We start from the raw sequence: 25,760 nt of genomic DNA, 5'->3' as shown, positions 1-25,760 counted from the left end.
GTCAGTTCTCCCTAATCAGGCCGGAACGTCGGCGAGCTTCTCGATCGCCGACTTGTGCATGTCGCTCTGCTGCTGGAGCAGGTTGGCAACGGCGGTGTAGCTGCGCATCACCTCGACCATGCGGCTCATCTCGCCGACCGAGTTCACGTTCGACTTCTCGATGTAGCCCTGGCGAACGTTCGACCTAGCGTCGGCCCGCGGGGTCGCGGAGCCGACGTCATAGAGATTGGCGCCGAGCTTGGTCAGCTTGGCCGGATCGTCGAACGAGGCCATGCGGATCTTGCCGCGGATCGAGTCGGTCTTTGCCGTGCCTTCCAGCACCGTGACGGTGCCGTCCGGGGCGACGTTGATGTCGTGATCGGTCGGCTGGAACGTGATCGGGCCGCCGGTGCCGAGCACGAGGTTGCCGTCGGAGGTGACGAGCTGGCCGGTGCTGTTGAGCGAGAATTTGCCGTCGCGGGTGTAGCGCTCGCCGCCATTGGCCTGCACCGCGAAATAGGCGTTGCCGTCGATGGCCATGTCGAGCGGATTATTGGTCGGCTCCATCGGCCCCTGGCCGACGTCGCGAAAGGTGCCGCGATCCTGCACATAGGAGACACGGCGGTCGGAGCCGACGAAATTGTCCTCGCGTGCGTTGGAGTTGAGGTACTCCTCGAACAGCGAATGGTCGGCCTTGAAGCCGTTGGTATTGGCATTGGCGACGTTGTTGGCGATGATATCCATCTGCCGTTCCAACGTCATCTGCCGTGACAAGCCGATCAGAAGCGCGTTCTGCATCGGATCAATCTCCCCTGAGTGGGGCCCGCCGCGTCGCTCTCCCAAGCGCCTTGGCCAACCCCGTGAACGAGACCGTCAGGTTCTCCCAAACCGTTGGGTCTCGCCCCTTCTCAGCGAAAGTCGTGCCAACTCGGAAAATGTCGTTGTTGCAATTGTTTGGCTGTTTTTCACGGGCGCCGAGGGGCGGCAGAAAGGGTCTGTTGACCATGTTTGCCCGGCAGAATTTTCCTAGCTGAGGCCCAATCGAAAGATTCCGTTAACCATTATTACCGTAGCGTTTGCGTGCAAGCGGAGCGCGTTGCGCTGGGGCATTCGTATCGCGTCATTGTCTGCCAGGGGGCTTCGCTCTTTCGACCCGACTTAGAGATGAGCGAGCCCGGCAACCATGGCAGAGAATGAAGCGGAAGGCGGCGCAGCCACCGAAGGCGCGGAAGCCGCTGCGCCGAAGAACAAGCTCAAGCTCATCATCATGGCCATGGGCCTGCTCGCCATCCTCGGCGGCGGTGCGGCGACCTGGTTCTTCTTCTTTCGTCACGGCGACGACGAGCATCATGCCGAGGCGGCGCCGCCGCCGAAGCCGCCGGCTTTTGTCGACGTGCCCGACATCATGGTCAACCTCGCCGGCACGCCCGGGGAGCGCGTGCAATATCTGCGGCTGAAGATCGTGCTGGAGCTGAAGGAAGAGAAGCAGATCGAGGCGATCAAGCCGACGATGCCGCGCGTCACCGACATCTTCCAGACCTATGTGCGGGAACTGCGCCCATCCGACCTCAACGGCTCCGCGGGCGTCTTTCGCCTCAAGGAAGAGCTGACCAAGCGCGTCAATGCCGCGGTCGCGCCGATCCAGGTCAGCGCGGTGCTGTTCAAGGAAGTCGTGATCCAGTGAACAGGGCGGACTAGGGATCATGGCGGGCAACGACCAGGTCGACCAGGATGCAATTGCCGCCCAATGGGAGGCCTCACTTGATTCCGAGGATCCCGCTGAGGCCGCGAAGGCTGCTTCCGAGAATGAATTATCCGAGACCATGGCCCTGCAATGGGCGGCCATGGTCGAGGACGGCAGCCGCGATCTCGGCAGCGGCAAGAACTCCGGCGAGCGCGTGCTGTCGCAGGAGGAGATCGACAATCTCCTCGGTTTCACCGTCGGCGACGTCACCCTCGACGATCATTCCGGCATTCGCGCGATCATCGATTCGGCGATGGTATCCTACGAGCGTCTGCCGATGCTCGAAATCGTCTTCGACCGCCTGGTGCGGCTGATGACGACCAGCTTGCGCAATTTCACCTCCGATAACGTCGAAGTCTCGCTCGACCGCATCACCTCGGTGCGCTTCGGCGACTACATGAACTCGATCCCGCTGCCGGCCGTCCTCACCGTCTTCAAGGCCGAGGAGTGGGAAAACTTCGGCATGGCGACGGTCGATTCCAACCTGATCTACTCGATGATCGACGTGCTGCTGGGCGGGCGCCGCGGCACCAGCCAGCTTCGCATCGAGGGCCGGCCCTACACCACGATCGAGACTGAGTTGGTCAAGCGCCTTGTCGAGGTGGTCCTGGCCGACGCCGAGCAGGCGTTCCGGCCGCTGTCGCCGGTGACGTTCACGATCGACCGGCTCGAGACCAATCCGCGTTTCGCCGCGATCAGCCGTCCCGCCAACGCCGCGATCCTGGTGCGCCTGCGCATCGACATGGAAGACCGCGGCGGCAACATCGAACTCCTGTTGCCCTATGCGACCATCGAGCCGATCCGGGGCGTTCTGCTCCAGATGTTCATGGGCGAAAAGTTCGGCCGCGATCAGATCTGGGAAGGCCATTTCGCCACCGAGATCGGGCAGGCCGAGATCTCCGTCGATGCCGTGCTCTACGAGGCCGACATTCCGCTCAAGCAGCTGATGCGGCTGAAGGTCGGCGACACGCTGCCTCTCGAGATGCGCGCGGATGCCAACGTCACCGTGCGCTGCGGCGACGTCACCCTTACCGAAGGACGCATGGGCCGGGTCGGCGACCGCGTCGCTATACGGGTGACGAAACCCCTGCGCAAGCCAAGTACGACACTTGCGATGTTCGAGAAAGTGGACGAGCAGAACAAGATGATGGAGGCCCAATGAACCACTCCCTGGGAATGGCGATCGAGACGCTGGTGGCTATCCTGCTGATGCTCACGATCGGCTACTGTATCCTGCTCAACAAGCGGCTGACGCGGCTGAAGGCGGACGAGCATTCGCTGAAGGCGGTCATCGCCGAGCTGATCACCGCGACCGAGATCGCCGAGCGCGCGATCGGCGGGCTGAAGCTCGCCGTGCGCGACGTCAACGAGAATCTCGGCAGCCAGCTCGCTGCCGCCACCCAGATGTCGGACCAGCTCTACAAGCAGCTGGGGGAAGCCGACAACGTGGTGCGGCGCCTCTCCAAGATCGCGATCGCCGCGCGACCGGTCACGAGTCCAGAACCAGCTGCTTCGCCAGCGGCTAGGCCCTCGGCGGCGAAGGCGGTGGCGGCTGCGGCCGAAGCATTCTCCGAGCGCCGAAGGTCCAACGGTCTGGCTGCATAAAGTCCAGGTATGAAGTCCTTTCGTAACATCCGCGTCATTCCCGTCGTCCTGGTTGCGGTCGCAGGTCTCGCCACGTTGAAGGTCGCGGGCCTCGCGATCAACGGCGGCTATGTCTTCGACTACAAGCCGAATCCGACGAAGAAGTCGTGGGCGGAGGAGAACCTGAATTTCCCGACCGGGCGGGAAGACCCCGACATCACGGGATCGACGCATGGCGCGCCGAAGGAGGCGCCCAAGCCGGCCGCGCCCGAGACCAAGCCCGAGGGCACCGTGGTCAAGGTCGAGGAGGCCCAACCGCAGGTCTCGGCCTCGGAGCGCGCGATCCTGGAGCGGCTGCAGTCGCGCCGCCAGGAGATCGAGGCCCGCCAGCGCGAGATCGACATCCGCGAGAGCCTGTTGAAGTCGGCCGAGAAGCGCATCGAGAACAAGGTCGAGGAGATGAAGGCGGTTGAATCCCGCATCTCCACCACCCAGGCCGAGCAGAAGGCCGCCGAGGCCCAGCGCATGAAGGGCCTCGTGACCATGTATGAGGGCATGAAGCCCAAGGACGCTGCGCGGGTGTTCGACCGGCTGGAGATGGGCGTGCTGATCGAGATCGCCTCGCAAATCGCCCCGCGAAAGATGTCGGACATCCTCGGCCTGATGTCGTCCGAAGCCGCCGAGCGGCTGACGGTCGAGATGGCGCGGCGTGCCAATGGCGGCGGAGACCAGTCCGCCTCCGCCGGAGACCTCCCGAAGATCGATGGCAAGCCGACGCAAAAGCCGAATTGAAGGCTCATACTTAAGAAGTCCTTAATTGCCAAAATCTACAGTCGACGGCACGGGCCGGCGGCAGTGCCGGCATGGACGGTCGAACCGGAAGAATTGCCGCCAATGGCGCGAGAGGCTGCCGCTGGATTGTTGTCGCGAGCCCGCGCAATGGCGCGAGGACTGTCGCGCCATGTCCGCAAGGCGCCCGTGCTGGCGGCCTGCCTTCTGATCGGCCTCAGCTCGGCTGCCCGTGCTGCCGACCCGATCCGGGGCGAGGCGACTTTCGCGGCCGGCGGCGGCTTTGCCCGTCTCGTGATCAAGCTCGGCGAGGATGTTCCCTCCGAGGTGACGACCGCGGGCTCGATCCTCATCATCCGCTTCGATCGCCCCGTCGACGTTCCCGTCGACCGCGTTCCGGAGGGCGCGCCCGACTACGTCAATTCCGCCCGGCGCGACCCCGACGGTAGTGCGATCCGGCTGTCGCTGGCGCGGCGTGTCACCGTCAACACCATGAATGCAGGCGAGCGCACCTTCATCGACCTGCTGCCGGAGGGCTGGAAGGGGCCGCCGCCGAGCCTGCCCATGGACGTCGTCAAGGAGCTCGCCGAACGGGCGCGCGTCGCCGAGCGCGCGCTGCGCGCCCAGCGTGCCGCGGCCGAGAGCAAAAAACGTCCGACAATCCGCGTGCGTGCCTCGGTGCAACCGACCTTCGTGCGTTTCGTGTTCGAAATGCCCGACGGCGTCGGGGTCTCCTCCGTGCTCAACGAACAGAAGTTCACGCTGGCCTTCAACGCCAACCTCAATTTCGATCTGGCCGATGCGGTGGTGGCGGCGCCGCCGAACGTGGCCTCGATCAAGCAAAGGGGCGACATTGACCAGACTGCGGTTGAGATATCGCTGATCGGCGATTCCGACGTGCACTCCTTCCGCGACGAGAAGAATTACGTCGTCGACATCGCCTTCCAGCCGGACAAGGGCAAGGTTGCCGCGACGCCCGAGGCGGCGATCGCGCAGGCCAAGCCGGCCGGTCACGGACCAGCGCCGGCTGCTGAAAAGCCGGCGGCCGAGAAGGACGCCCATCGCGGGATCATCCCGCCGACGTCCGAGACGATCGCGCGCGAAGCCCAAATCGACGTCAAGCCCGACGTGAAGCCGGACCCCCCCGCTGCAGCGCCGCCTGCCGACGCTCCGAAACCGGCACCGGCACCTGTTGCGGCCGTGCCCGAAGCGCTGCACGCCGCCGAAGCGCCCAAGCCTGCGGCGCCGGTCGCGGAAGCTGCGGTTGCGCCCGCCAACCCGGAGGCGCCTGCGGTCACCGATGCGCCCAAGGAGGTCGTGAAGGAGCCGGCCAAGGACACGATCAACGAAGCGACCAAGGAAACGACCAAGGCTGCCGAAGCTCCGGCCGCGCCGCAGCCCGCCGCGGCCAGCGTCGATGCGCGCCGCGACAGCGACGGTCTGCGCGTGACGTTCCCGCTTCAGGTCGCGACCCCCGGGGCGGCATTCCGCCGCGGCGATACGATCTGGCTGGTGTTCGATACGCCAAAGCCGATCGATGTCGAGCCGATCCGCGCCAGGGGCGGCGCGATGATCGGCGAGGTCAGCCGCATGCCGCTCGACAAGGGGCAGGCCGTTCGCATTCGCCTCACCCGGCCGCTGCTCTACTCGCTGTCGACCGAGGAGGTCGGCAAGGAGACGAACTGGCTGCTGACGCTGGCCGACAAGATCCAGGCGACGCCGCTGCCGCTGATGATGTCGCGCAATATCACCGATCCCGCGCTGGCCAACATCGCCATTCCATTTGCCAATCCGGGCCTCCTGCACAAGCTGACCGATCCCGACGCCGGCGACACGCTCTATGTCGTCACTGCGCAGCGGCCGGTCCGCGGCTTCATCAAGCGCCAGGACCTCGTCGACCTCTCGCTGCTGGAATCCGCGCACGGCATTGCGATCCGGCCGAATTCCGACGAGATCGGGGTCGAGGTCGGGGCCGACAAGGTCATTCTCGGCAAGAAGGGCGGGTTGACGCTGTCGCCGGTCGACATCTCGGCCGAGCGGGCGCCGACCGCGGTACGGCCGATCTTCAGTCCCGAGAACTGGCGCAAGGGCCAGTCGGAGAACTTCATCGCGCGCCAGGCCGACCTGATTGCGGCGATCTCGGCCGTCGAACCGGCGATGCGCTCGCTGCCGCGGCTCGACCTCGCGCAGTTCTACATGTCGCGCGCCATGTATCACGAAGCCAAGGCCGTCACCGACGTGATGCTGAGCGATCCCCTTAACAAGGAGGAGAGCGGCGCGCTGATCATGCATGCGATCGCAAGCATCCTGATCGGCCGGCCGGCGCAGGGCCTGAAGGACCTCGCCAATCCCGTGATCGGCAACAGCCACGACTCCCAGCTCTGGAAGGCGCTCGCCTATGCACGCCAGGGCAAATGGGCCGATGCGCGCGAAAAATTCAAGAACGTCGAATTCGCCATCGCGTCGCTGCCGCTGGACATCCAGCGGATCGTGACAATGGATGCGATGCGCGCCTCGCTCGAGGTCAAGGACTATGCTGGTGCCTCGAAGCGCCGCGGCGAGATCGAGGTGGTCGGCGTGCCACCCGAGACGGCGCCCGCCTTTGCCGTGCTGCGCGGCCGGCTCGCCGAGGCGCTCGGTCACGACAAGGATGCGCTCGACGACTACAAGATTGCGGTTGCCTCGGACGACCGTCAGGCCGCGGCAGAGGCCAAGCAGCTCGAAGTCGCGCTGCGGCAGAAGCGCGACGAGATCAGCAAGGAAGAGGCGCTGCGCGAGCTCGAGACGCTGTCGATGACCTGGCGCGGCGACGCGATCGAGGTCAAGACGCTCCAGCTGCTGTCGCGGATGTACTCCGAGAACGGGCGCTACCGTGACGCGCTCACCGCGGCACGCACGGCGACCAAGCTTCAACCGAATGCCGAGGCCTCGCGCCTGGCGCAGGATCTCGCCTCCCACCTGTTCACGCAGATATTCCTGGGGCCGAAGGGCGACGAGTTGCCGCCGATCGAGGCGCTCGGAATGTTCTACGAGTTCCGCGAGCTGACGCCGATCGGCCGGCGCGGCGACGAACTGATCCGCCGCCTGGCCGACCGTCTTTCCTCGATCGATCTGCTCGACCAGGCTGCCGAGCTGTTGCAATACCAGGTCGACCACCGCCTCGAAGGCGCTGCGCGCGCGCAGGTCGCTGCGCGCCTTTCCATGATCTATCTTGCCAACCGCAAGCCCGACATGGCGATTTCGGCGCTGCGCGCGAGCCGCATCAGCGATCTGTCGGGCGAGCTGCGGCAGCAGCGCCTGCTGCTGGAAGCCCGTGCGCAGAGCGATGTCGGCCGCCATGACCTCGCGCTCGACATCGTCTCCAACGTCTCGGGACGAGAGGTGCTGCGCCTGCGCTCCGATATCTTCTGGGCGGCGCGGCGCTGGCGCGAATCCGCCGAGCAGATCGAGCTCTATTACGGCGAGCGCTTCCGCGACTTCAAGCCGCTCAATTCGGTGGAGAAGAGCGACATCATCCGCGCCGCCGTCGGCTATGCGCTGGCCGACGACTCGATCGGCCTGTCGCGCTTCCGCGAGAAATATGCGCCGCTGATGAGCGAGAGCGCCGACCGGCTCGCCTTCGACATCGCGAGCAAGCCGGCCGGCGCCTCTAGCGCCGAATTTGCCGAGATCGCCAAGTTGGCTGCCAGCGTCGACACGCTCGACGGCTTCCTGCGCGAGATGAAGCAGCGCTTCCCTGACGCCACCGCCCGCGCGCCGGCGGCCCCGCAGGCCAAGGACGAAGCCGAGCACACCGGCTCGCTGCCGAAGATCCCCGCCGTGCGGCAGATCAAGATGACGCGGTAGGGTGTCTGCCGCAGCGCGAAGCGCAGCCCGAGACAGCTCCGCATTCTCCGTCATTGCGAGCGGAGCGAAGCAATCCAGAATCTCGCGCGAAAGCAGTCTGGATCGCTTCGTCGCAAGGGCTCCTCGCAATGACGGGGAGAGGCCGAAGGTTATCGTTGGGGACTGAGGGGATGCGTCGGCGACGTCGTCCCCGAGGCGTCGGGCTCACCCCCCGTAGCTCTGCACCAGACTCCCCGCTACCAGCGACCAGCCGTCGACCAGCACGAAGAAGATTAGCTTGAACGGCAGCGAGATCGTCGCGGGCGGCAGCATCATCATGCCCATCGACATCAGCACGGAGGCGACGACGAGGTCGATGATCAGGAACGGCAGGAACAGGAGGAAGCCGATCTCGAAGGCGCGCTTCAGCTCGGAAATCATGAACGCGGGGACGAGGATGCGCAGGCCGAGCTCGTCAGGCGTGGCCGGCGGCGGCTCGCCCGAGAGATCCAGGAACAGCTTCAGGTCTTTCTCCCGCACGTTCTTCTGCATGAAGCCGCGCAGAGGCACCGAGGCGCGCTGGAGCGCGTCCTCGACGCCGAGCTGGTTGGCGACGAGCGGACGAATGCCGTCGTCGTAGGATTTTTGCAGCACGGGGCCCATCACGAAAAAGGTGAGGAACATCGCCAGCGCGATGATCACCGAGTTCGGCGGCGCAGTCGCGGTGCCCATCGCCGTGCGCAACAGCGACAGCACGACCACGATGCGCGTGAACGACGTCATCATGATCAGGATCGATGGCGCGATCGACAGCACCGTGAGCAGCGCGATGAGCTGGATCGCGCGCTCGGTGACGCCGCCGCCCTGGCCGCCGAGATTGATGCTGATGTCCTGCGCATGCGCAGGACTTGCGAGCGAAGCCGCGCCGATCAGGACTGAAAGAACAAGAACTCTACGCGGGAGGGCCGGCAGCCTCACGAAGGTGGCTTTGGACGGCCGAGCAGGGAGGCCATCTCGTCTTCGAGGTTCTCGAAGCTGGTCTTTTCCGTGGCTGGTTTTGCTGGCGCGGCTGGAGGGGGCGGCGGTTCGGCGCGTGCCGCGCGCGGCGAAGGCGCCGGCGGCTCGGGCGCAACCGGAGGCGCGACCGTCTCGCCGGACGGACGACGCAGCGCGGCTTCGAGCCGCTGCGCCATTTCGGCCAGATTCTGTTCGGCGCTCGAGGGCGCCGCAGGGGCCGTGTCCGGCCGTGGAACAGGCGGAGCCTGGGGGATCGGCGGAGGCGGCGGCGCGCCCGCGCGCTCGGTGCGCACCGGCGGCACCTTCACCGGCTCGCTGTGGCGCGGCGGACGCGGCATCAAGGGTGGTTCGCTGCGGGCAACGCGCGGCGGCGCCGGCTCGGGACGCGGCTCGCCGCGTTCCGGGCGCGGTGCGATCGGCTCGGGCGTAAAGCCGGCGAGGGGATCGCTGCGGCGCTCGGCCAGAGCGGGCGCTGGCCGGCGCACTTCGTCGGCAAATGACGGCCGCGAGGGCCGCGGCGGCGGTTCCGGCATTTGCGGCTCGGGATGATCGAGCAGTTCGGGTCGCGGCGCTTCGTCGGCCCAGCCGCCGGTGTCCGGCATGGGCGCAAGACGCGGCGGTTCGGCGGCGTTGGAACGCTGCGGCAGCTGGTCGCGGCCGAGCGCGGCGCGCACGATGTTCGGTTCGACGACGATGTCGGTCGGGCCACCGATCATCAGGAGATGCTCGACATTGTCGCGCCGGACCAGCACCAGGCGCCGGCGGCCATCGACTGCGGCGGCATCGATCACGGCGAGCCGGGGCATCCTGCCGCGCTGGGTGTTGGCACCGAGCCGGCTGCTGGCGAATCGGCGAACCAGCCATGCAGCGACGCCGATCAACGCCAGAACGACGATGAACGCGACGATGAAGGTGATAGGGCTGCCTTGCATACTTGTCCCCGACAAATGGCGCTTTTCTTGTGCCCGTGGTCAGCTGCGCCGACCACTGGCGCGCGATGCCCCAAACTGCGATCTCTTAATGTCCCACGGCAGGTTTTACCGTCCCCAACTCTTAATAACCTATGAATCGCCCGATCCAAAACGACTTCTTGGCCTGTGCACGCACCGCCAAACGGTTGGGTTAATGCCGCTTTTCGGACCATAGAATCACGGGGCGCAAAGACTTGTCCCGGCAGGGGACATGCGCCTGCGCCACCTTTAACCACCTGTTAACCATACACGCGGCAAATTCTGCCTAGCTTCGGACACAGGTCCGGGGGCGGAAGGAGCCGCAACGATGTCCATCAACGACCTCCCAGTGCTGTCGGCGCTTCGCACCAAGATGCAATGGCACCAGGAACGCCAGCGCGTCCTGTCCGAGAACGTCTCCAACTCCGATACGCCCAATTTCCGGCCGCGCGAGCTGGTCGAGCCGAAGTTCGACAAGAGCGGCGCGGTCACCGGCTCGATGGGCCCCCTGGCACTCGCCCGTACCAGCGGCTCCCACATGACGCCATCCGGCTCGCCCTCGGGCTTTGATCAGAACAAGAATGCGGGCTTCGAGACCCGCCCCGCGGGCAACGCCGTCAATCTCGAGCAGGAGATGATGAAGTCCTCCAGCAACCAGATGGACTATGCGGCGGCGACCTCGCTGTACTCGAAGAGCCTGCATCTGCTCAAGACCGCGATCGGCAAGGGCTAGAGCAGGTAAACCATGGCGAATGACAGCAGCGACTTTGCCCGCTCGATGGCGATCGCGACCTCCGGCCTGCGCGCGCAGGCCGGACGCATGCGGGTGATCTCGGAGAATATCGCGAACGCGGATTCGACGTCGCAGACTGCCGGCGGCGATCCCTACCGCCGCAAGGTGCCGACCTTCTCCTCCGCGCTCGACCGTACGCTCGACGCGCAGGTCGTCACCCTCGGCAAGATCCGGCCCGACCAGTCCAACTTCCGCGTCAAGTACGAGCCGAACAATCCGGCGGCGGATGCCACCGGCAACGTCAAATATCCCAACGTGAACTCGGTGGTCGAGATGACCGACATGCGCGATGCACAGCGGTCCTACGAGGCCAACATCAACATCATCAGTGCGACGCGCCGCATGATCCAGCGCACGCTCGACATCCTCAAATCCTGAACGGGACACCTTAAGCCATGGCATCACCGACAATCGCAGCCAATGCCTATGCCAATCTCGCCCGCGTGCTGGAAAACAGCGGCGCCGGCAAGGGCAGCGAGGCGACCGGACCGTCCTTTGCTTCGCTCCTCAAAGACGCCGTCGGCAGCGTGATGGAGTCCGGCCGTAAGTCCGACGCGCAGACGGTTGCGATGGCCGCCGGCAAGGCCAACGTGATGGACGTGGTGACGGCGGTCGCAGACACCGACGTCGCCGTGTCGACGCTGGTGTCAGTCCGCGATCGCGTCATCGCGGCCTATGAAGACATCATGAAGATGCCGATCTGATTTCGGCGCCCGATCGTCATTGCGAGCGCAGCGAAGCAATCCAGAACCTTTCCGCGGCGGCAGTCTGGATTGCTTCGCTGCGCTCGCAATGACGGGGATAGGTCTTCACCTCGCTCGCAGGAGCGATGGGGAGGTGAGAATGAAAAGGAACTTTGTAATGACCGGACCTGAAACCCTCGACGTCGCGCGCGATGCGATCTGGACCATCGTGATCGTGTCGTCGCCGCTGATGGTGGTGGGGCTCGTGGTCGGCGTCATCGTGTCGCTGTTCCAGGCGCTGACGCAGATCCAGGAGCAGACGCTGATCTACGTGCCGAAGATCCTGGCCATATTCGCCACCATGCTGCTGGCGCTGCCATTCATGGCCGACGCTCTCCATTCCCACATGCTGCGGATATCATCGCGAATCATCGGCGGCTGAGGCAGAATGCGGGCGCTATGCGCATCGACGTCTCGCTGCTGCCGGCGCTCGCCGCGGCCTTCATGCTCGCTTTCGCCCGGGTCGGCGCGATGGTGATGCTGTTGCCGGGGCTGGGCGAGTCCAACATTCCGACGCGGATCAAACTGGCGATCGCGCTGCTGCTCACGTTGATCATCCTGCCCCTGCACCGCAACGCGTATCACGTCGACATGGGTTCGATTGCTCCGCTGCTGGTGCTGATGCTGCACGAGATCGCGATCGGCATCGTGCTGGGAGCGACGGCGCGCGTGACGCTGTCGGCGCTTCAGGTCGCCGGTGCCGTGATCGCGCAGCAGATGGGTCTGGGATTCGTGACTTCGGTCGATCCGACCCAGGGCCAGCAGGGTGTGCTGGTCGGCAATTTCCTGACCATGCTTGGCGTGACGCTGCTATTCGCGACCGACAGTCATCACCTGGTGATCGCGGCGCTCAACGACAGCTATGCGATCTTCTCGCCGGGCGAGACCGTGTCGAGCGGCGACGTCGCCTCGCTCGCGACGCGCGCGTTCGCCGCGGCGTTCCGGCTCGGCTTGCAGCTTTCGGGCCCGTTCCTGGTGTTTGGCCTCGTCTTCAACATCGGGCTCGGCGTGCTGGCGCGGCTGATGCCGCAGATGCAGGTCTATTTCGTCGGCGTGCCGCTGTCGATCTTCGTGGGCTTTCTTGTGCTCGGCGTGGTGATCTCGGCGATGATGGGCACGTATCTCGATTACTTCATCGGTGTCATGCACCAGATGATGCCGCTCAGGTAACGAGGGATCGATGGCTGAAGACAACGATCCCGAGAGTCAAACAGAAGACCCGACGCAAAAGCGCCTGGACGATGCGCTCGAACGCGGCGACGTCGCCAAGAGCCAGGAGATCAACACCTGGTTCGTGATCGCGGGCGGCACGCTCGTGGTCTCGACCTTCTCGGGCTCGATCGGCAGCGGGCTGGTGACGCCAATGCGCGGTCTGCTCGCCAATTCCTGGATGATCAAGACCGACGGAAAAGCTCTGCTTGCGCTGATGCAGCAGCTCGAAGTCGCCTTGCTCGCGGCGCTCGGCGTACCGCTGCTGATGCTGGCGCTGGCGGCGATTGCCGGCAACATGCTTCAGCATCGCCTGGTGTGGTCGGCCGAATCCCTGAAGCCCAAGTTCAGCAAGATCTCGCCCGGCGCCGGCTTCAAGCGCATCTTCGGCAAGCAGGCGGCGGCGAACTTTCTGAAGGGTATCGGCAAGCTGGTCGCGGTCGGCGTGGTCATGACCGTGATCCTATGGCCGGAGCGGCACCGGATGGAGGCGATGGTCAAGCTCGATCCCGCAGCCATGCTTGGCGCGACGACCAGCATGACCATCCACCTGCTCGGCGCGGTGGTCGCGGCGCTCGCGATCGTCGCCATTGCCGACTATTTCTTCCAGTACCGAAGCTGGTTCCAGCGGCAGAAGATGTCGCTTCAGGAGATCAAGGAAGAGTACAAGCAGTCCGAGGGCGACCCCCACATCAAGGGCAAGATCAGGCAACTGCGCCAGCAGCGCGCCAAGAAGCGCATGATGGCGGCGGTTCCCAAGGCCTCCGTGATCATCACCAACCCGACCCACTATTCGGTGGCGCTGTCCTATGAGCGCGGCATGCAGGCGCCGATCTGCGTCGCCAAGGGCGTCGACAATCTCGCCTTCAAGATCCGGGAGATCGCGCGCGAGCACGACATCCCCATCGTCGAGAACGTGCCATTGGCCCGCGCACTCTACGCCACCGTCGAGATCGACGAGGAAATCCCCACCGAGCATTACCATGCGGTCGCCGAAGTCATCGGCTACGTCATGCGGCTGAAGCGCGGATTCGGCGCCGGACGGCAATAAAGCTCACGAAAAATACCGAAAATGGCTGTAATCTGGGAATCAGCGTACCTTTCGCCATTGCTGCCCTTGCGCCTGCGGGTCCGATTCAGGCAGGGAGGACCCGGCGCGCCCCGTAGCGCGTTGATTCTCTGCCGACAGGCTGCGCCGGCTTGATATGACCGCCGAGACCGACCACGACCTCACGCGAGAGCCCGTTGCGGCGCACGAACCGTCGCCACGCTCGGGCAGCATCGCGCTTGTGCTGCTGGTGGCCGCCGGCCTCGTCGCCGTCGCCGTCGGGCTGATGACGCTCGGGCGTGCGCAGGCGCAGCCCTACATTCTCGGCATCCTCGCCGTGCTGGCGATGGTCGGCCTGTTCAACCTGTTCGCCTTTGCTGCGGGCATCATCCGCTTCGTCGACCGCAATCTCGACGATCCCGTGATGGGGCGGATCGCCGACCACGCCTTCGATGGGCTGGCGGTGACCGATCCGCGCGGCCACGTGGTCTATTCCAACGCCGCCTATCTGACCCTGACCGGCGCCACCGGCCCGCAGGAGGTGCGCCCGGTCGAGCGCGTCTTCATCGGCAATCCCGACGTCTCCGAGGCGGTGTTCCGCCTGCTGAAAGCCGCGCGTGAAGGCAAACGCCAGCAGGAAGAGGTGCGCATTTCCGGTCATGACGGCAGCCAGGGGCGCTGGCTGCGCATGCGGGTGCGCCCGCTCGGCACCGGCAAGCGCGAAGCGAAATACGCGGTGTGGTCGATCGCCGACATCACCCGCGACCGCGAGCGCCAGGAGGACGTGTTCCAGGAACTCCAGCATGCGATCGAATATCTCGATCACGCGCCCTGCGGCTTCTTCTCGGTCAATCCGGCCGGCGAGCTCGTCTATGTCAACGCGACGCTCGCGAACTGGCTTGACTACGACCTCGCCGAGATTGGCTCCGGCGGCCTCAAGCTGACCGATATCGTCTCCGGCGATGGTACTTCGCTGCTCACCTCGATCGTGGCGGTGCCGGGCGAGGTGAAGACGGAAGTCTTCGACATCGACCTGCGTATGCGCACCGGCAAGACCATGCCGGTGCGGCTCTATCACAAACTCGCCTTCGGCGCCGACGGCGCGCCGGGACCGTCGCGCACGCTGGTCATCAGCCGCGCCCGCGACGAGCGCAGTGATCCCGACCGCGCCGCCGAAGTGCGCTTCATGCGCTTCTTCGACCACACGCCGATGGCAATTGCGACCGTCGACCGCGCCGGCAACGTCGTGCGTGCCAATGCGCGTTACGCCAAGCTCGGGCAGGCCCTCGGGCTCGACAGCGCCAGCAAATCGATCTTCCGCGCGGTCAATTCGCGCGACCGGCACCTGCTGATCGCGGCCATCAACCAGGCCGCCGAAGGCCGTGGCGACGTTGCGCCGGTCGAGGTGGCGCTCGAGGGCACGAAGGAGCGCTGGGGGCAGTTCTTCGTCACGCCGGTCGACGAAGCCGAGCACGATACTGAAGCCGCCATCGTCCACATGCTCGAAACCACCGAGCGGCGCGCGCTGGAGAACCAGATCAACCAGTCGCAGAAGATGGAGACCGTCGGCCAGCTTGCCGGCGGCATCGCCCACGACTTCAACAACGTGCTGTCCGCCATCATGATGGCGAACGACTTCCTGCTGAACGCGCACAAGCCGACCGATCCGTCGTTCCAGGACATCATGCAGATCAAGCAGAACGCGACGCGCGCCGCGACGCTGGTGCGGCAGCTGCTCGCGTTCTCGCGGCGGCAGACCCTTCGGCCGCAGGTGCTCGATCTCGGCGATGCGCTGAGCGACCTTGCCATGCTGCTGCGGCGCTTGATCGGCGAGAAGGTCAAGCAGGAGACCATCCACGGCCGCGACCTCTGGCCGGTCAAGGTCGACGTCTCCCAGTTCGAGCAGGTGATCGTCAATCTCGCGGTCAACGCGCGCGATGCGATGCTGGACGGCGGCAAGCTGATCATCCGTACCGCCAACGTCTCCGCGGAACAAGCGGCCAAGCTCGCCTACAAGGGCATGCCGGCCGCGGATTATGTCCGCATCGAGGTCGCCGACACCGGCACCGGCATTCCCGCCGACATCCGCGACAAGATTTTCGAGCCGTTCTTCTCGACCAAGGAAGTGGGCAAGGGCACCGGTCTCGGGCTTTCCACCGTCTACGGCATCGTCAAGCAGACCGGCGGCTTCATCTATGTCGATTCCGAGCCGGGGCAGGGCACCTCGTTCAACATCTTCCTGCCGCGGCACCATGCCGAGCCGGACGCGCAGCCCGAGCAGCCCGCGGCGGTTGGCTCGCCCAATGGCGCGAGGGAAGCCGCACCCGCGGCGGAGGCCAAGCCGCGCACCGATCTCACCGGACAAGGCACCATCCTCCTGGTCGAGGACGAAGAGGGCCTGCGCGCACTCAACGCGCGCGGCCTGCGCTCGCGCGGCTACACCGTGGTCGAGGCCGAGAACGGCGTCGAGGCCATGGAGGTGCTCGAGGAGCACAGCGGCGGGATCGATCTCGTCGTCTCCGATGTCGTGATGCCGGAGATGGACGGCCCGACGCTTCTGAAGGCGATGCGAGAGAAGAACCCGGAGATCAAGTTCATCTTCGTCTCCGGCTATGCCGAGGACGCCTTCGAGAAGAGCCTGCCCGAAGGGCAGCAGTTCGACTTCCTGCCAAAGCCATTCACGCTCAGCCAGCTCGTGGCGGCGGTGAAGGAGACGATGGTGAAGGCGGGGTAGCCGCCTCCCGCCGGTAACCGGCGACCACAGTTCGGCGCGCTTTCCCGCCAAACCCTCGCCAAATATGGGCTTTTGCCACATCCCCGCGACTGAGGGCCGCAGCCATAAGTTCCGAAATCGGCTTCCCTTTTCGGGAAGGCTGACCATCTTAGGAGCACGTCCCCATGCCGGGGATTTGGGAAAAGCACATGAATTTCTCGCAACGTAGCCGCAGTCTCTTCAAGACGATTGCCGTCGTACTGGCGCTCGGGCTGCCGACTGCGCTGGTGATCTCGTCGGCCGACGCCCGCGTCGGTGGCGGCATGTCGTCGGGTTCGCGCGGCTCGCGGACCTACTCGGCCCCGCCGTCGACCACGACCGCGCCGGGCTCGACGTCGCAGTTCAATCGCACCTACACCCAGCCGGGCGCAGGCATGAACTCGGCCGCAGCCGCGCCCGCGCGCGGCGGCCTGTTCGGCCGCGGCGGCGGCTTCCTGGGCGGTCTCGCCGCCGGCTTCCTCGGCGCAGGCCTTCTGGGCATGCTGTTCGGCGGCGGCCTGTTCGGCGGCCTCGGTGGCCTGTCGTCCATCCTGGGCCTGATCATCCAGATCGTGCTGGTGGTGGTCGTGGCGCGGCTGGCGATGTCGTGGTGGCAGCGCCGCCACACGCCGCAGGCGGCTTACGCCAATGCGGATGCCAGTGCCGGTGCCGCTCCGGGACCGCAGACGAACTATCGCAGCGGTCTTGGCGGTTTCGGCTTCGGCGCCAACAACGCGCCGCTCGAGATCAAGCCGGACGACTATGAGGCGTTCGAGCGCCTGCTTGGCGATGTCCAGGCCGCCTGGTCGAACGAGGACGTGGCCAAGCTGCATACGCTTGCGACGCCGGAGATGGTGTCCTACTTCGAGCAGGACCTCGCCCAGAACCGCGCGCGCAACGCTGTCAACAAGGTGACCAACGTCAAGCTGTTGCAGGGTGACCTTGCGGAAGCCTGGCGCGAAGGCGAGACCGAGTATGCGACGGTGGCACTCCGCTTCGCGCTCACCGACACGACGGTTGACCGCAACACCGGTGCGCTCGTCGCAGGCAGCGAACAACCGGGCGAAGCCACCGAAGTCTGGACGTTTGCCCGACGGCCGGGCGCCGGCTGGGAACTGTCGGCGATCCAGCAGACCAACTGATCGCACGTGACGTAACAAATGAGGGCGTCGTGCTTCGGCACGGCGCCCTTTTTGTCGTGCGCGCCTCGTATCACGGAATAACAGGGCATGCCTTGGGTTCAAGTCAGGCAGCCAACGACAAAACACAATCGGAGGAAGAGATGAATCGTTTCGACGGATCCGTGAAATCCCAAGCTCTTGTTTTTGCCGCGGCCGCCTTTGCCTTGCTTGCGGCGCCATCCGCGCAGGCGCAGTCGGCCGACATGACCTTCTTCGTGACCTCGAGCGGCCCCGGCAAGGGAGCCGATCTCGGCGGCCTGGAGGGGGCCGATGCGCATTGCCAGAAGCTCGCCCAGGCCGCCGGCGCCGGCGCCAAGAGCTGGCGCGCCTATCTGTCGACCCAGGCGGCCGACGGCAAGCCGGCGATCAATGCGCGCGATCGCATTGGCAAGGGGCCGTGGCAGAATGCCAAGGGCGCGGTCATCGCCAAGGACGTTGCCGACCTGCATGGCCCCGCCAACAACCTCACAAAGCAGACGGCGCTGAGCGAGAAGGGCGAGGTCAACAACGGCGCCGGAGATACACCGAACCGGCACGACATCCTCACGGGATCGCAACCCGATGGCACTGCGTTCGCCGCCGGCGAGGACAAGACCTGCAAGAACTGGTCGTCCAGCACGCAAGGTGCCGCGGTGGTCGGCCATGCCGACCGGAAGGGCCTGCGCGACGACGAGCCGTCGAAATCCTGGAACAGCTCGCATCTCTCGCGCGGCCCCGATGGCGGCTGCTCGCAGGCCGACTTGAAGAGCACCGGCGGCGACGGGCTGCTGTATTGCTTCGCGTCGAATTGAGGCGCGGAACGCTCTCCGCCGTCATGGCGTTCGTGGTTGCGTGGTTGCCGCAACGCAATCACGGACTGTTTCCATGAAATGCGAGCTCTACTACTGGCCCGAGATTCATGGCGCCGCGATTTAGTCCGCGGCGCCATTTTCATTTCTCATGATTTCATTTCTCACGGAAGGTATCCGGGCGTTCGCCGAGCGTGTGCGCTCGCCCTTGGTGACGCCTCGCGCTTGGGCAAGGCACTTAATTGCTTGTTGCACAAACAGCCCTCCCGCAATCTCGATCACGCCGGCCGATAGGGAGATACTCAGTGAGCCAGTCCATTGCGCGCTCCGGGACACGCCACGAAGTCACTGCGAAAAATTCCATGTCGCCGCTGGAGGCGATCGATGTGGCCTATGACCGGATCGAGGCCGAGCGTGACCGCAACTGCTGGATTCATGTGCGTCCAAGGGATGAAGCACGTGAGGAGTGCCGCAGGTTCATGGCGCGCGCGCGAGCCGGCGAGAGCCTGCCGTTGCTCGGCATTCCTTTTGGCGTCAAGGACAACATAGACGTCGCGGGAATGCCGACCACCGCCGGGTGTCCGGCATTCAGCTACATGCCCTGGCATTCCGCGCGCAGCGTCGAGCGTCTCGTAGTGGCCGGAGCCATCTGCCTTGGCAAGACCAATCTCGATCAGTTTGCCACGGGACTCTCCGGAGCGCGCTCACCCTACGGCTCCTGCGCGTCAGTTGCAGATGCGCGCTACGTCTCGGGCGGCTCCAGTTCCGGCTCGGCGGTTGCTGTTGCGGCCGGGCATGTCGCATTCGCGCTCGGCACCGATACCGGCGGCTCCGGCCGCATTCCAGCGGGCTTCAACGGCATCGTCGGGATCAAGCCAACGGTGGGGCTGGTGTCGTCGCGCGGCCTGGTGCCGAACTGCCCGACGCTCGATTGCGTTTCGGTGTTCTGCAATACCATCACCGACGGCGAGGCGGTCCTCGACGTCATCGAAGGGTTCGATCCCGAGGATCCCTACAGCCGTTTGCCCAAAGGCTTGTCCGGCGGCAAGGTCGGGCCGTGGTTCCGCTTCGGCCGCATCGCTGCAGCTCATGTCGAATGCTTCGGCATGCCCGAATGCGGTGAGCTGTACGAGCGTGCTTGCGAGCGTCTTTCGCAAGCCGGCGGAACGCCGATCGAGATTGACTTCGCCCCGTTCCGCGAAACGGGCGAGTTGATGTTCAATGGTCCCTGGGTTTCCGAGCGCCGTTCGGCCATCGCCTCGCTCATGGAAATCGAAGCTCCTCCCTTGCTCGAGGTCACGGGCGCCGTGCTGAAATCGGCGCTCGGCTATTCGGCAGTCGATGCGTTTGGCGCCATCCACACACTCTATCGGCTGCGCCGGGACGCGGAGAAGATCTTCGCCGGCATCGACGTGCTGATGGTCCCGACGGCGCCACGGCCGTTCACGCTCGAGGAGATGCATCGCGATCCGATCACCCTCAACAATCGCCTCGGTTACTACTCCTATTTCGCCAATCTGCTTGATCTCTGCGGCGTGGCGATTCCGAACGCGACGTTGTCAAACGGTATGCCGATGGGCGTGACCCTGCTGGCGCCGGCCTGGCAGGACCGAGCACTGATCGGCCTGGCGCGCCAGATCGAAGGCAAGTGCAGCAGCGCGGCGTTCGAGCTGAAATCCCGCGCATGAGCGCGATCGACAGCTGAGCGTGATGTTCGATGGCTAAATCGGCTGCCGGACCTCTTCACCTTTCTCCAAGAGGCTTTAGTTCATCTCCCGATCAAGCCTCGAAAGATCAAGAATCGAAATCATCGATCGATCGTAGGTGATGACGCCCTCCTCCTGGAGGCGCGCAAGTTGCACCGTCACCCACTGACGGGTGGATCCGATCAGGTTCGCGAGATCGCCGTGGGTAAAAGGCATGCCAATGACGGTCTCACCGTCGCGCTGCACGCCATAGACGTGCGAGAGGAAGATCAACAGCCGGTGCAGCCGCTCTGTGACTGACCGCGTGCCCAGCATCTGGGCCATCGCCGAATAGCACCGCGCCTTGAAAGCGAGGGCATCCAGCAAGGCGACCGCGATCGAAGAGGATTCCAGCGCGAGGCGCCGCAAGGCCAAGCCAGGCAGGAACGTCAGCAGGCTGCGCTCTGCTGCAACCGAGGTCCACATATGTGGACCCATTCCGAAGATATCGGGACCGCCGACGAAATTGCCCGCAAACCAGTAGGCGAGCGTGACCTCCCGTCCCGAGGGCGCCACGTAATAGCTGCGAACGCGCCCCTCGCGGATGAGATAGATTCCGTTCTGTGCATCGCCCTGGCTCCAGACCAGCTGCCCTGCTTCCAAGAGCTTTTCTCGTCCGATCGCGCGCAACCGCTTGCAATCGACGCTGCTCAGGCCATCCAACAGGCCGGGCAGCGGCCTCACAAGATTGTCCGACTCCGCCAGCATCACGCCAGCCGCTACCGTGCTATTCGCCCTGTGCATCGCCGGCTCCACGTCAAGAGACGGCTTCGATTATTCAAGAACCATGCCAGCGCACTACCGGGGGCTTGCCGTCACGCGAGCATCTGCGCGGTCAGCTCGAGTCCGATTGATTGAACGCCCGCAACCCTTCCGCGCGAATGACTTCGAGGCAATCTCTCTTGAGCGCCAGGTAGGTCGGCTCGATCAGGATCGCGCTCGAACGCGGACGCGGCAGATTGACGGCGATTTCCCGCAGGATGCGACCGGGCCCCGCGCTCATGATCAGGACGCGGTCGGCCAACACGATGGCTTCATCGATATCGTGCGTGACGAACACGATGGTCGCCTTGATCCGGTCCCGCAGCTCCAGCAGATTGTCCTGCATCACCGCTCGGGTCTGCGCGTCAAGTGCCCCGAATGGCTCGTCCATCAGCAGAACGCGCGGCTCATTGGCAAGCGCGCGCGCAATTGCGACGCGCTGCTGCATGCCGCCGGACAGTGTGTTCGGATAAGCGTCGGCGAAGCGTTTAAGGCCGATCATCGCGATCAGATCGTCCGCGATGGCGCAGGCCTCCTTTGCGGACCTTCCGAGCATTCTCGGACCGTGGGCGATGTTTCTGCGAACGGACTTCCAGGGAAACAGATGCGGCTGCTGAAACACCATGCCGATATCGGGCCGCGGATTGCCCACGGGCGACCCTTCCACCAGGATTTCGCCTTCGAACGGCAGCTCCAGCCCGGCAATCGTATTGAGCACTGTGGACTTGCCGCAGCCCGAAGGACCGACGATGCAGACGAACTCGCCGGCTGCGACGTCGAAGGAAACCCGGTCTACCGCGATCATCTGGCCGCGATTGGTGTCGAACACGATGCTCAGGTTTGAGACTTGTATCGCCGGTTGTTTCGACGCCGCCTTGACAGACGGCTGCGAACTTGCCAGCGCCAGTTTTGTGGTCGAGCGATATCCCGACATCAGCGCCACCAAACCGTTCGTTCTGCAAGAGCGGCAAACAGCCGATCGGCGATGAAGGAAATCAGCCCGAGCGCCGCAAGCCCGCCCATCACCTGGCCTGTCTGTAGATTTTGCTGCGCGATCTCGATCCGGTAGACAACGCCCGCAAACGTGCCGGCAAGTTCCGCTGCGACCAGCGTGTAGAAGGAGATGCTGACCGCAGTGCGCAGCCCGACCACGATGTAGGGCAACGCGCCCAGCAGAATGATCTCCTGCAGCATCTGCCGCCGCGGCGTGCCGAGCATCAACGCGGCGCGGATCAAGCCGCGGTCGACCTTCTGAACGCCAATATGGGTCGACAGCCATACCGTGAAGAATACGCCCCACACGACGAGAAACAGCTTTCCTGCTTCCGACAGGCCAAACCAGAGAATGACGATCGGCACGAAGGCAATCGGCGGGATTGGCCGCAGGATCTGAAACAGCGGCGACAGCAGGCTGGAAATGACGGGAAATTGGCCCGTGAGAATGCCGAGCAGGACGCCGAGCGCGCTGCCGAGGAGGAAACCTGCGGTGACCCGATAGAGGCTTGCTGCTACGTCCCAAAAAAACTGTCCGCTTCGCATCCATTCCAGGACGGCTGCCGCAACCACGGTCGGCGGCGGGAATAGCACCATATTGACGATGCCCGATCGGGAGATCAGCTCCCAAAGAATGACGAACAGGGGGATCGAAAGTACCCCAACCAAGACATTGAGACGACGAAAACGGCCTGAGCTCGGCCGCCGGCCGGGACGATCAGCCCCGGCCGTCACAGCAGCGCGCTTTGGAGTCTGGTTCTGCACGGTCGCTTCGGCACCTATTTCCACGACAGGGTGACTCGCGCGGGATCGAGTTTCTTGAGCGGCTCCGCGGCGATGATGTTGCGGAAATCCGGCATCGTCGCGCCCGGCGGATGATTGCCGCTCTCAAGGCGCCATGCCGCGTGTGTTCGAAGGATTTCGATCAGCCGGTCATCAAGACGCACCCGGTAAATGTACTCGGCCCAGATCGCCGAGAGTTCGTCGCGCTTCATGCCGGCCGCATCCGCCACTACCGCGATCGCTTCGTCCGGATGCGCCTTCGTCCAGATTTCGGCATCGATCAGTGCGCCGATGAACTTCTCGACCAGCGCGGGATTGGCGTCGAGATAAGCCCGCATCACTACGATATTGAAGGTCTCGGAGTAGGTCCCCTTTGTGTCGAGTTCGCCGGCAGCTTCGCCGAGCGCCTTCTTCGCGTTGGAGATGTGTGGCTCCCAGGTGTCGAACGCATCGATGCTTCCGGCCGCCAGCGCCGGCAGCATCTCCTGCGGGCGCAGATTGACCAAGGTGACGTCCTTGGCCATCAAGCCCGCCGATTTTAGCAGCGTCGCCGTATAGACCTCGCTGCCGGTGCCGGCGGTGAACGCGATCCGCTTGCCACGGAGATCCGCTTTGGTTTTGATGCCGGCCTTGGCGGCAACCACGGTCTTGAGATCGGAATATTCCATGCCGGCCACGAAGGCGATCGGCTGGTTTGCCATCGCTGACGCCGTGACCGGCGCTTCCGCCGTCGTTGCGATATCCGCGCCGCCGCCGATCACGGTGTCGAGGCACTGCTTGCCGGAGGTGAAGTTCGATACCGTGATCTCCAGTCCATGCTTCTCGAAGATCCCTTTCGACTTGGCTACGATCGCAAGGCCGGAAATCGGCCCGAGGTTTTGCGCAAGGCGAGCCTTCAGGAGTTCCTCGGCGGAGGCGCGGTCCGGTCCGGCGGCAAGGCACGAAAGCGCGACATAGCTCGCAAGCGCTGCAATGCGGCTGGTGGTCTTCCGATGCATGGACGATCTCCCCTAGCGCCGCGGCTCGCGGCAAAGCCCGATCGCGGACACGCCCTGAACGGCCCGCACAAATTGTCCCCACGTCCTCCCTGGGCGATCACTTTGCGATCGGCCAGGCTCGGCATGCTCGCCGGGCGCAGCGGTCCGGGGAAGCAATTAATCGACATGGGCGGTCTGGCTCCGTGCCGCGGGGGTGGCGATCGGGAATGCCGTCGCGCCGGCGAATCGAGTGTGTGTGCGTCTAGCGCTGACGGAACCGTGGCCTGCGTGCTACGTTGGTATGACCGCACCCACGCTCACGGACCGCTCCTCATGAAATACGAGCTCTACTACTGGCCCGAGATTCAGGGCCGCGGCGAATATGTGCGCCTAGCCCTGGAGGAGGCGGGTGCGACGTACGTCGATGTCGCACGCGGTCCGCGCGGCACCAGTGCGATGATGAAGATGATGGACGCGCATGGCGGCACGCCGCCGTTCGCGCCGCCCTTTCTGAAAGCCGGCAAGCTCGTCATCGGCCAGACCGCCAACATCCTGCTCTATCTCGGCGCCCGCCACGGGCTCGCGCCGAAGACGGAAGCAGGCCAACTCTGGGTGCATCAGCTTCAGCTCACCATCGCCGACTTCGTGGTCGAGATCCACGACACCCATCATCCGCTCGGGCCTTCGCTGTATTACGAGGATCAAAAGCCGCCGGCGAAGAAGCGAACGGCCGATTTCTGGAGCGAGCGCGTGCCGAAATATCTCGGCTATTTCGAGCAGCTTCTGACGGATCGTGGCGGTGCTTACATCACCGGCCGCAAATTGACCTATGTCGATCTTTCGCTGTTCCAGATCGTCGACGGGCTGCGCTACGCTTTCCCCAAACGGATGAAGGCTTTCGAGGCAGATATCCGGGGCCTGGTCGGACTGCACGATCGCGTCGCGGCGCGGCCGAACATCGAGGCGTATCTCGCCAGCGACCGCCGCATTGCCTTCAACGAGCAGGGCATCTTCCGCCGTTACCGCGAACTCGATGATTAGCCGGTCCGTCAGTTGATCGGGGACAGGAATCCTTTTCCCAATTGCGCGGCGCTATTGATGCGCGCTCACCAGATACCCGGCAGCAGGCGATAGGGCACCCGGGCCGCATAATCGGTGTAGCCTGGCAGACCTTGTTTCAGCGTGCGCTCCTCGATGCGGATGCGGACCGCGAACAGGGCGAGGAAGACAGGCGTCATCGCAAGTCCCCACCACGATCCCAGCAGCAGCGGCACGCCGGCGAAGAACAGGATCATGGCGCTGTACATGGGATGGCGGACATGGGCGTAAGGCCCGGTCGAGATCACGCGCTGCGCGCGCTCGGCCTGCAGCTTCACCACGGGCGCGGCGAACGAGTTCTCGCGGAACACCCACATCGTGAACAACGTCGAGGCCAGGAACAGCAGAAATCCGAGCGCCTGTAGTGCGAGCGGCACGTTGGACGCGAGATAGCGCCGGTCGATCCCCATGGCGACCAGCCACGCCACCATTACCACCACGAACACGGTCATGAAGGCCTTGTCGGCGGGTGGTTGGTCCTTCTGGATGACCGGGCGAAGACGCTCGGCCAAGAGCGCCGGATCGAGCCGGTAAAGCCACCAGCCGCAGAGCGGGCCGAGCAGGGCGGACGCGGCCAGCATTGCCCAGGCGCCGGGCCAGTGCAGCGTTCCGGCGGACGCGAACAGCAGCGCGCCCATCGCGACGACGAAGATCGTATTCTGCAACAGCAGTCTTGCGATCATGCGCGGTTTCCCCGGGCAACATCGCACAATATTGGATCTGCGTATTGCCTCATCTGAGGATGTTACTTTCGCTTGACGGATGTAGCTCCGACTGTCGGCCGGTCCGAGGTTGCGTCATTGCTCGCAGGATCGGAGGGACTGGGGCCGTCGCGGAGTGCCCATCACACGCAGCGACGGCCCCAGTCCCGGGATCACCAGTAGTGGCCGGTACTGTACGCGGGATGATCACCTTGGCTCCGTTGCGTCTGAGTGATCGCAACAAGCGCTGCACGATGGTGTGCTGCGGCGGCCCGAACTTTTCGGGGGAATGCTCGGCG

Annotated in this window: 24 protein-coding genes; 16 read left to right on the top strand and 8 right to left on the bottom strand. The window is 64.7% G+C overall.

Annotated elements, in window-relative coordinates; translation table 11 throughout:
* Positions 1-15: 15 nt before the first annotated feature.
* Positions 16-777 (bottom strand): flagellar basal-body rod protein FlgF, encoded by a 762-nt coding sequence (gene flgF / locus IVA82_RS27710; protein ID WP_247384892.1) that lies wholly within the window; start codon positions 775-777, stop codon positions 16-18.
* Positions 778-1,162: 385 nt separating this feature from the next.
* Here flgF and fliL point away from each other — a divergent pair, with 385 nt between their 5' ends.
* From fliL to IVA82_RS27685, 5 genes are all read left to right on the top strand, one after another.
* Positions 1,163-1,663, top strand: a complete 501-nt coding sequence (gene fliL, locus IVA82_RS27705; protein ID WP_247384890.1) for a flagellar basal body-associated protein FliL — start codon at positions 1,163-1,165, stop codon at positions 1,661-1,663.
* 19 nt (positions 1,664-1,682) lie between these two features.
* Entirely contained in the window at positions 1,683-2,885 is a 1,203-nt protein-coding gene (fliM, locus tag IVA82_RS27700) for a flagellar motor switch protein FliM (RefSeq protein ID WP_247384889.1), read from the top strand.
* Complete coding sequence (locus IVA82_RS27695) at positions 2,882-3,328, top strand: DUF6468 domain-containing protein (RefSeq protein WP_247384887.1); 447 nt, start codon at positions 2,882-2,884, stop codon at positions 3,326-3,328. Before fliM ends, IVA82_RS27695 begins: the two co-directional genes overlap by 4 nt.
* 9 nt (positions 3,329-3,337) lie before the next feature.
* Entirely contained in the window at positions 3,338-4,099 is a 762-nt protein-coding gene (locus IVA82_RS27690) for a flagellar protein FlbB (RefSeq protein ID WP_247384885.1), read from the top strand.
* A 102-nt stretch (positions 4,100-4,201) separates the two neighbouring features.
* A complete protein-coding gene (locus IVA82_RS27685; RefSeq protein ID WP_247384883.1) occupies positions 4,202-7,942 on the top strand; it encodes a tetratricopeptide repeat protein in 3,741 nt (1,246 codons plus the stop codon).
* A gap of 204 nt (positions 7,943-8,146) precedes the next feature.
* Here the strand turns inward: IVA82_RS27685 and fliP are convergent, their stop codons facing one another.
* Positions 8,147-8,899 carry a flagellar type III secretion system pore protein FliP gene (gene fliP, locus IVA82_RS27680; RefSeq protein ID WP_247384882.1) on the bottom strand — a complete coding sequence of 251 codons (753 nt, stop codon included), beginning with the start codon at positions 8,897-8,899 and terminating at the stop codon, positions 8,147-8,149.
* On the bottom strand, positions 8,896-9,870 hold the full coding sequence (locus tag IVA82_RS27675; protein ID WP_247384881.1) for a flagellar biosynthetic protein FliO: 975 nt from the start codon (positions 9,868-9,870) through the stop codon (positions 8,896-8,898). Before IVA82_RS27675 ends, fliP begins: the two co-directional genes overlap by 4 nt.
* A gap of 346 nt (positions 9,871-10,216) precedes the next feature.
* Between IVA82_RS27675 and flgB the strand changes: the two genes are divergently transcribed.
* The 10 genes from flgB to atzF all read left to right on the top strand — a co-directional run bounded on the left by flgB (position 10,217) and on the right by atzF (position 20,090).
* Positions 10,217-10,621: a flagellar basal body rod protein FlgB gene (gene flgB / locus IVA82_RS27670; RefSeq protein WP_247384880.1), complete on the top strand. Its 405-nt coding sequence runs from the start codon at positions 10,217-10,219 to the stop codon at positions 10,619-10,621.
* Between the two features lie 12 nt (positions 10,622-10,633).
* A complete protein-coding gene (flgC, locus tag IVA82_RS27665) occupies positions 10,634-11,059 on the top strand; it encodes a flagellar basal body rod protein FlgC (protein WP_247384879.1) in 426 nt (141 codons plus the stop codon).
* Positions 11,060-11,076: 17 nt separating this feature from the next.
* Positions 11,077-11,385, top strand: coding sequence for a flagellar hook-basal body complex protein FliE (fliE, locus tag IVA82_RS27660; protein WP_247384878.1), 309 nt, complete (start codon positions 11,077-11,079; stop codon positions 11,383-11,385).
* A 157-nt stretch (positions 11,386-11,542) separates the two neighbouring features.
* Complete coding sequence (gene fliQ, locus IVA82_RS27655) at positions 11,543-11,806, top strand: flagellar biosynthesis protein FliQ (protein ID WP_015684971.1); 264 nt, start codon at positions 11,543-11,545, stop codon at positions 11,804-11,806.
* Positions 11,807-11,823: 17 nt separating this feature from the next.
* On the top strand, positions 11,824-12,594 hold the full coding sequence (gene fliR, locus IVA82_RS27650; RefSeq protein ID WP_247384877.1) for a flagellar biosynthetic protein FliR: 771 nt from the start codon (positions 11,824-11,826) through the stop codon (positions 12,592-12,594).
* 10 nt (positions 12,595-12,604) lie between these two features.
* Positions 12,605-13,684: a flagellar biosynthesis protein FlhB gene (gene flhB, locus IVA82_RS27645; protein WP_148742092.1), complete on the top strand. Its 1,080-nt coding sequence runs from the start codon at positions 12,605-12,607 to the stop codon at positions 13,682-13,684.
* Positions 13,685-13,838: 154 nt separating this feature from the next.
* A complete protein-coding gene (locus tag IVA82_RS27640) occupies positions 13,839-16,415 on the top strand; it encodes a PAS domain-containing protein (RefSeq protein ID WP_247384876.1) in 2,577 nt (858 codons plus the stop codon).
* A gap of 164 nt (positions 16,416-16,579) precedes the next feature.
* The gene (locus IVA82_RS27635) at positions 16,580-17,575 is read left to right on the top strand and encodes a Tim44 domain-containing protein (RefSeq protein ID WP_247384875.1); all 996 of its coding nucleotides are present in this window, start codon (positions 16,580-16,582) and stop codon (positions 17,573-17,575) included.
* Positions 17,576-17,715: 140 nt separating this feature from the next.
* The gene (locus IVA82_RS27630; protein WP_247384874.1) at positions 17,716-18,405 is read left to right on the top strand and encodes a lectin; all 690 of its coding nucleotides are present in this window, start codon (positions 17,716-17,718) and stop codon (positions 18,403-18,405) included.
* Between the two features lie 302 nt (positions 18,406-18,707).
* Positions 18,708-20,090, top strand: coding sequence for an allophanate hydrolase (gene atzF / locus IVA82_RS27625; protein ID WP_247384873.1), 1,383 nt, complete (start codon positions 18,708-18,710; stop codon positions 20,088-20,090).
* A 75-nt stretch (positions 20,091-20,165) separates the two neighbouring features.
* On the opposite strand, the gene IVA82_RS27620 is transcribed toward atzF, so the two are convergent.
* The 4 genes from IVA82_RS27620 to IVA82_RS27605 form a co-directional block, all read right to left on the bottom strand.
* Complete coding sequence (locus IVA82_RS27620) at positions 20,166-20,891, bottom strand: Crp/Fnr family transcriptional regulator (RefSeq protein WP_247384872.1); 726 nt, start codon at positions 20,889-20,891, stop codon at positions 20,166-20,168.
* 91 nt (positions 20,892-20,982) lie between these two features.
* Positions 20,983-21,843 (bottom strand): ABC transporter ATP-binding protein, encoded by an 861-nt coding sequence (locus tag IVA82_RS27615; RefSeq protein ID WP_247384870.1) that lies wholly within the window; start codon positions 21,841-21,843, stop codon positions 20,983-20,985.
* Positions 21,843-22,691 carry an ABC transporter permease gene (locus IVA82_RS27610; RefSeq protein WP_247384869.1) on the bottom strand — a complete coding sequence of 283 codons (849 nt, stop codon included), beginning with the start codon at positions 22,689-22,691 and terminating at the stop codon, positions 21,843-21,845. The genes IVA82_RS27615 and IVA82_RS27610 overlap by 1 nt, the downstream gene beginning before the upstream one ends.
* Positions 22,682-23,683, bottom strand: a complete 1,002-nt coding sequence (locus IVA82_RS27605; RefSeq protein WP_247384867.1) for an NrtA/SsuA/CpmA family ABC transporter substrate-binding protein — start codon at positions 23,681-23,683, stop codon at positions 22,682-22,684. The genes IVA82_RS27610 and IVA82_RS27605 overlap by 10 nt, the downstream gene beginning before the upstream one ends.
* Positions 23,684-23,995: 312 nt before the next feature.
* On the opposite strand from IVA82_RS27605, the gene IVA82_RS27600 reads away from it, so the two are divergent.
* Complete coding sequence (locus IVA82_RS27600) at positions 23,996-24,703, top strand: glutathione S-transferase (RefSeq protein WP_247384865.1); 708 nt, start codon at positions 23,996-23,998, stop codon at positions 24,701-24,703.
* Positions 24,704-24,768: 65 nt separating this feature from the next.
* Here the strand turns inward: IVA82_RS27600 and IVA82_RS27595 are convergent, their stop codons facing one another.
* Positions 24,769-25,443, bottom strand: coding sequence for an isoprenylcysteine carboxylmethyltransferase family protein (locus tag IVA82_RS27595; protein ID WP_247384864.1), 675 nt, complete (start codon positions 25,441-25,443; stop codon positions 24,769-24,771).
* Between the last annotated feature and the right edge of the window lie 317 nt (positions 25,444-25,760).

The organism is Bradyrhizobium sp. 142 (genome assembly GCF_023074015.1).
In the GTDB taxonomy this organism is placed as follows: domain Bacteria; phylum Pseudomonadota; class Alphaproteobacteria; order Rhizobiales; family Xanthobacteraceae; genus Bradyrhizobium.
This window is presented reverse-complemented; position numbering and strand designations above follow the sequence as displayed.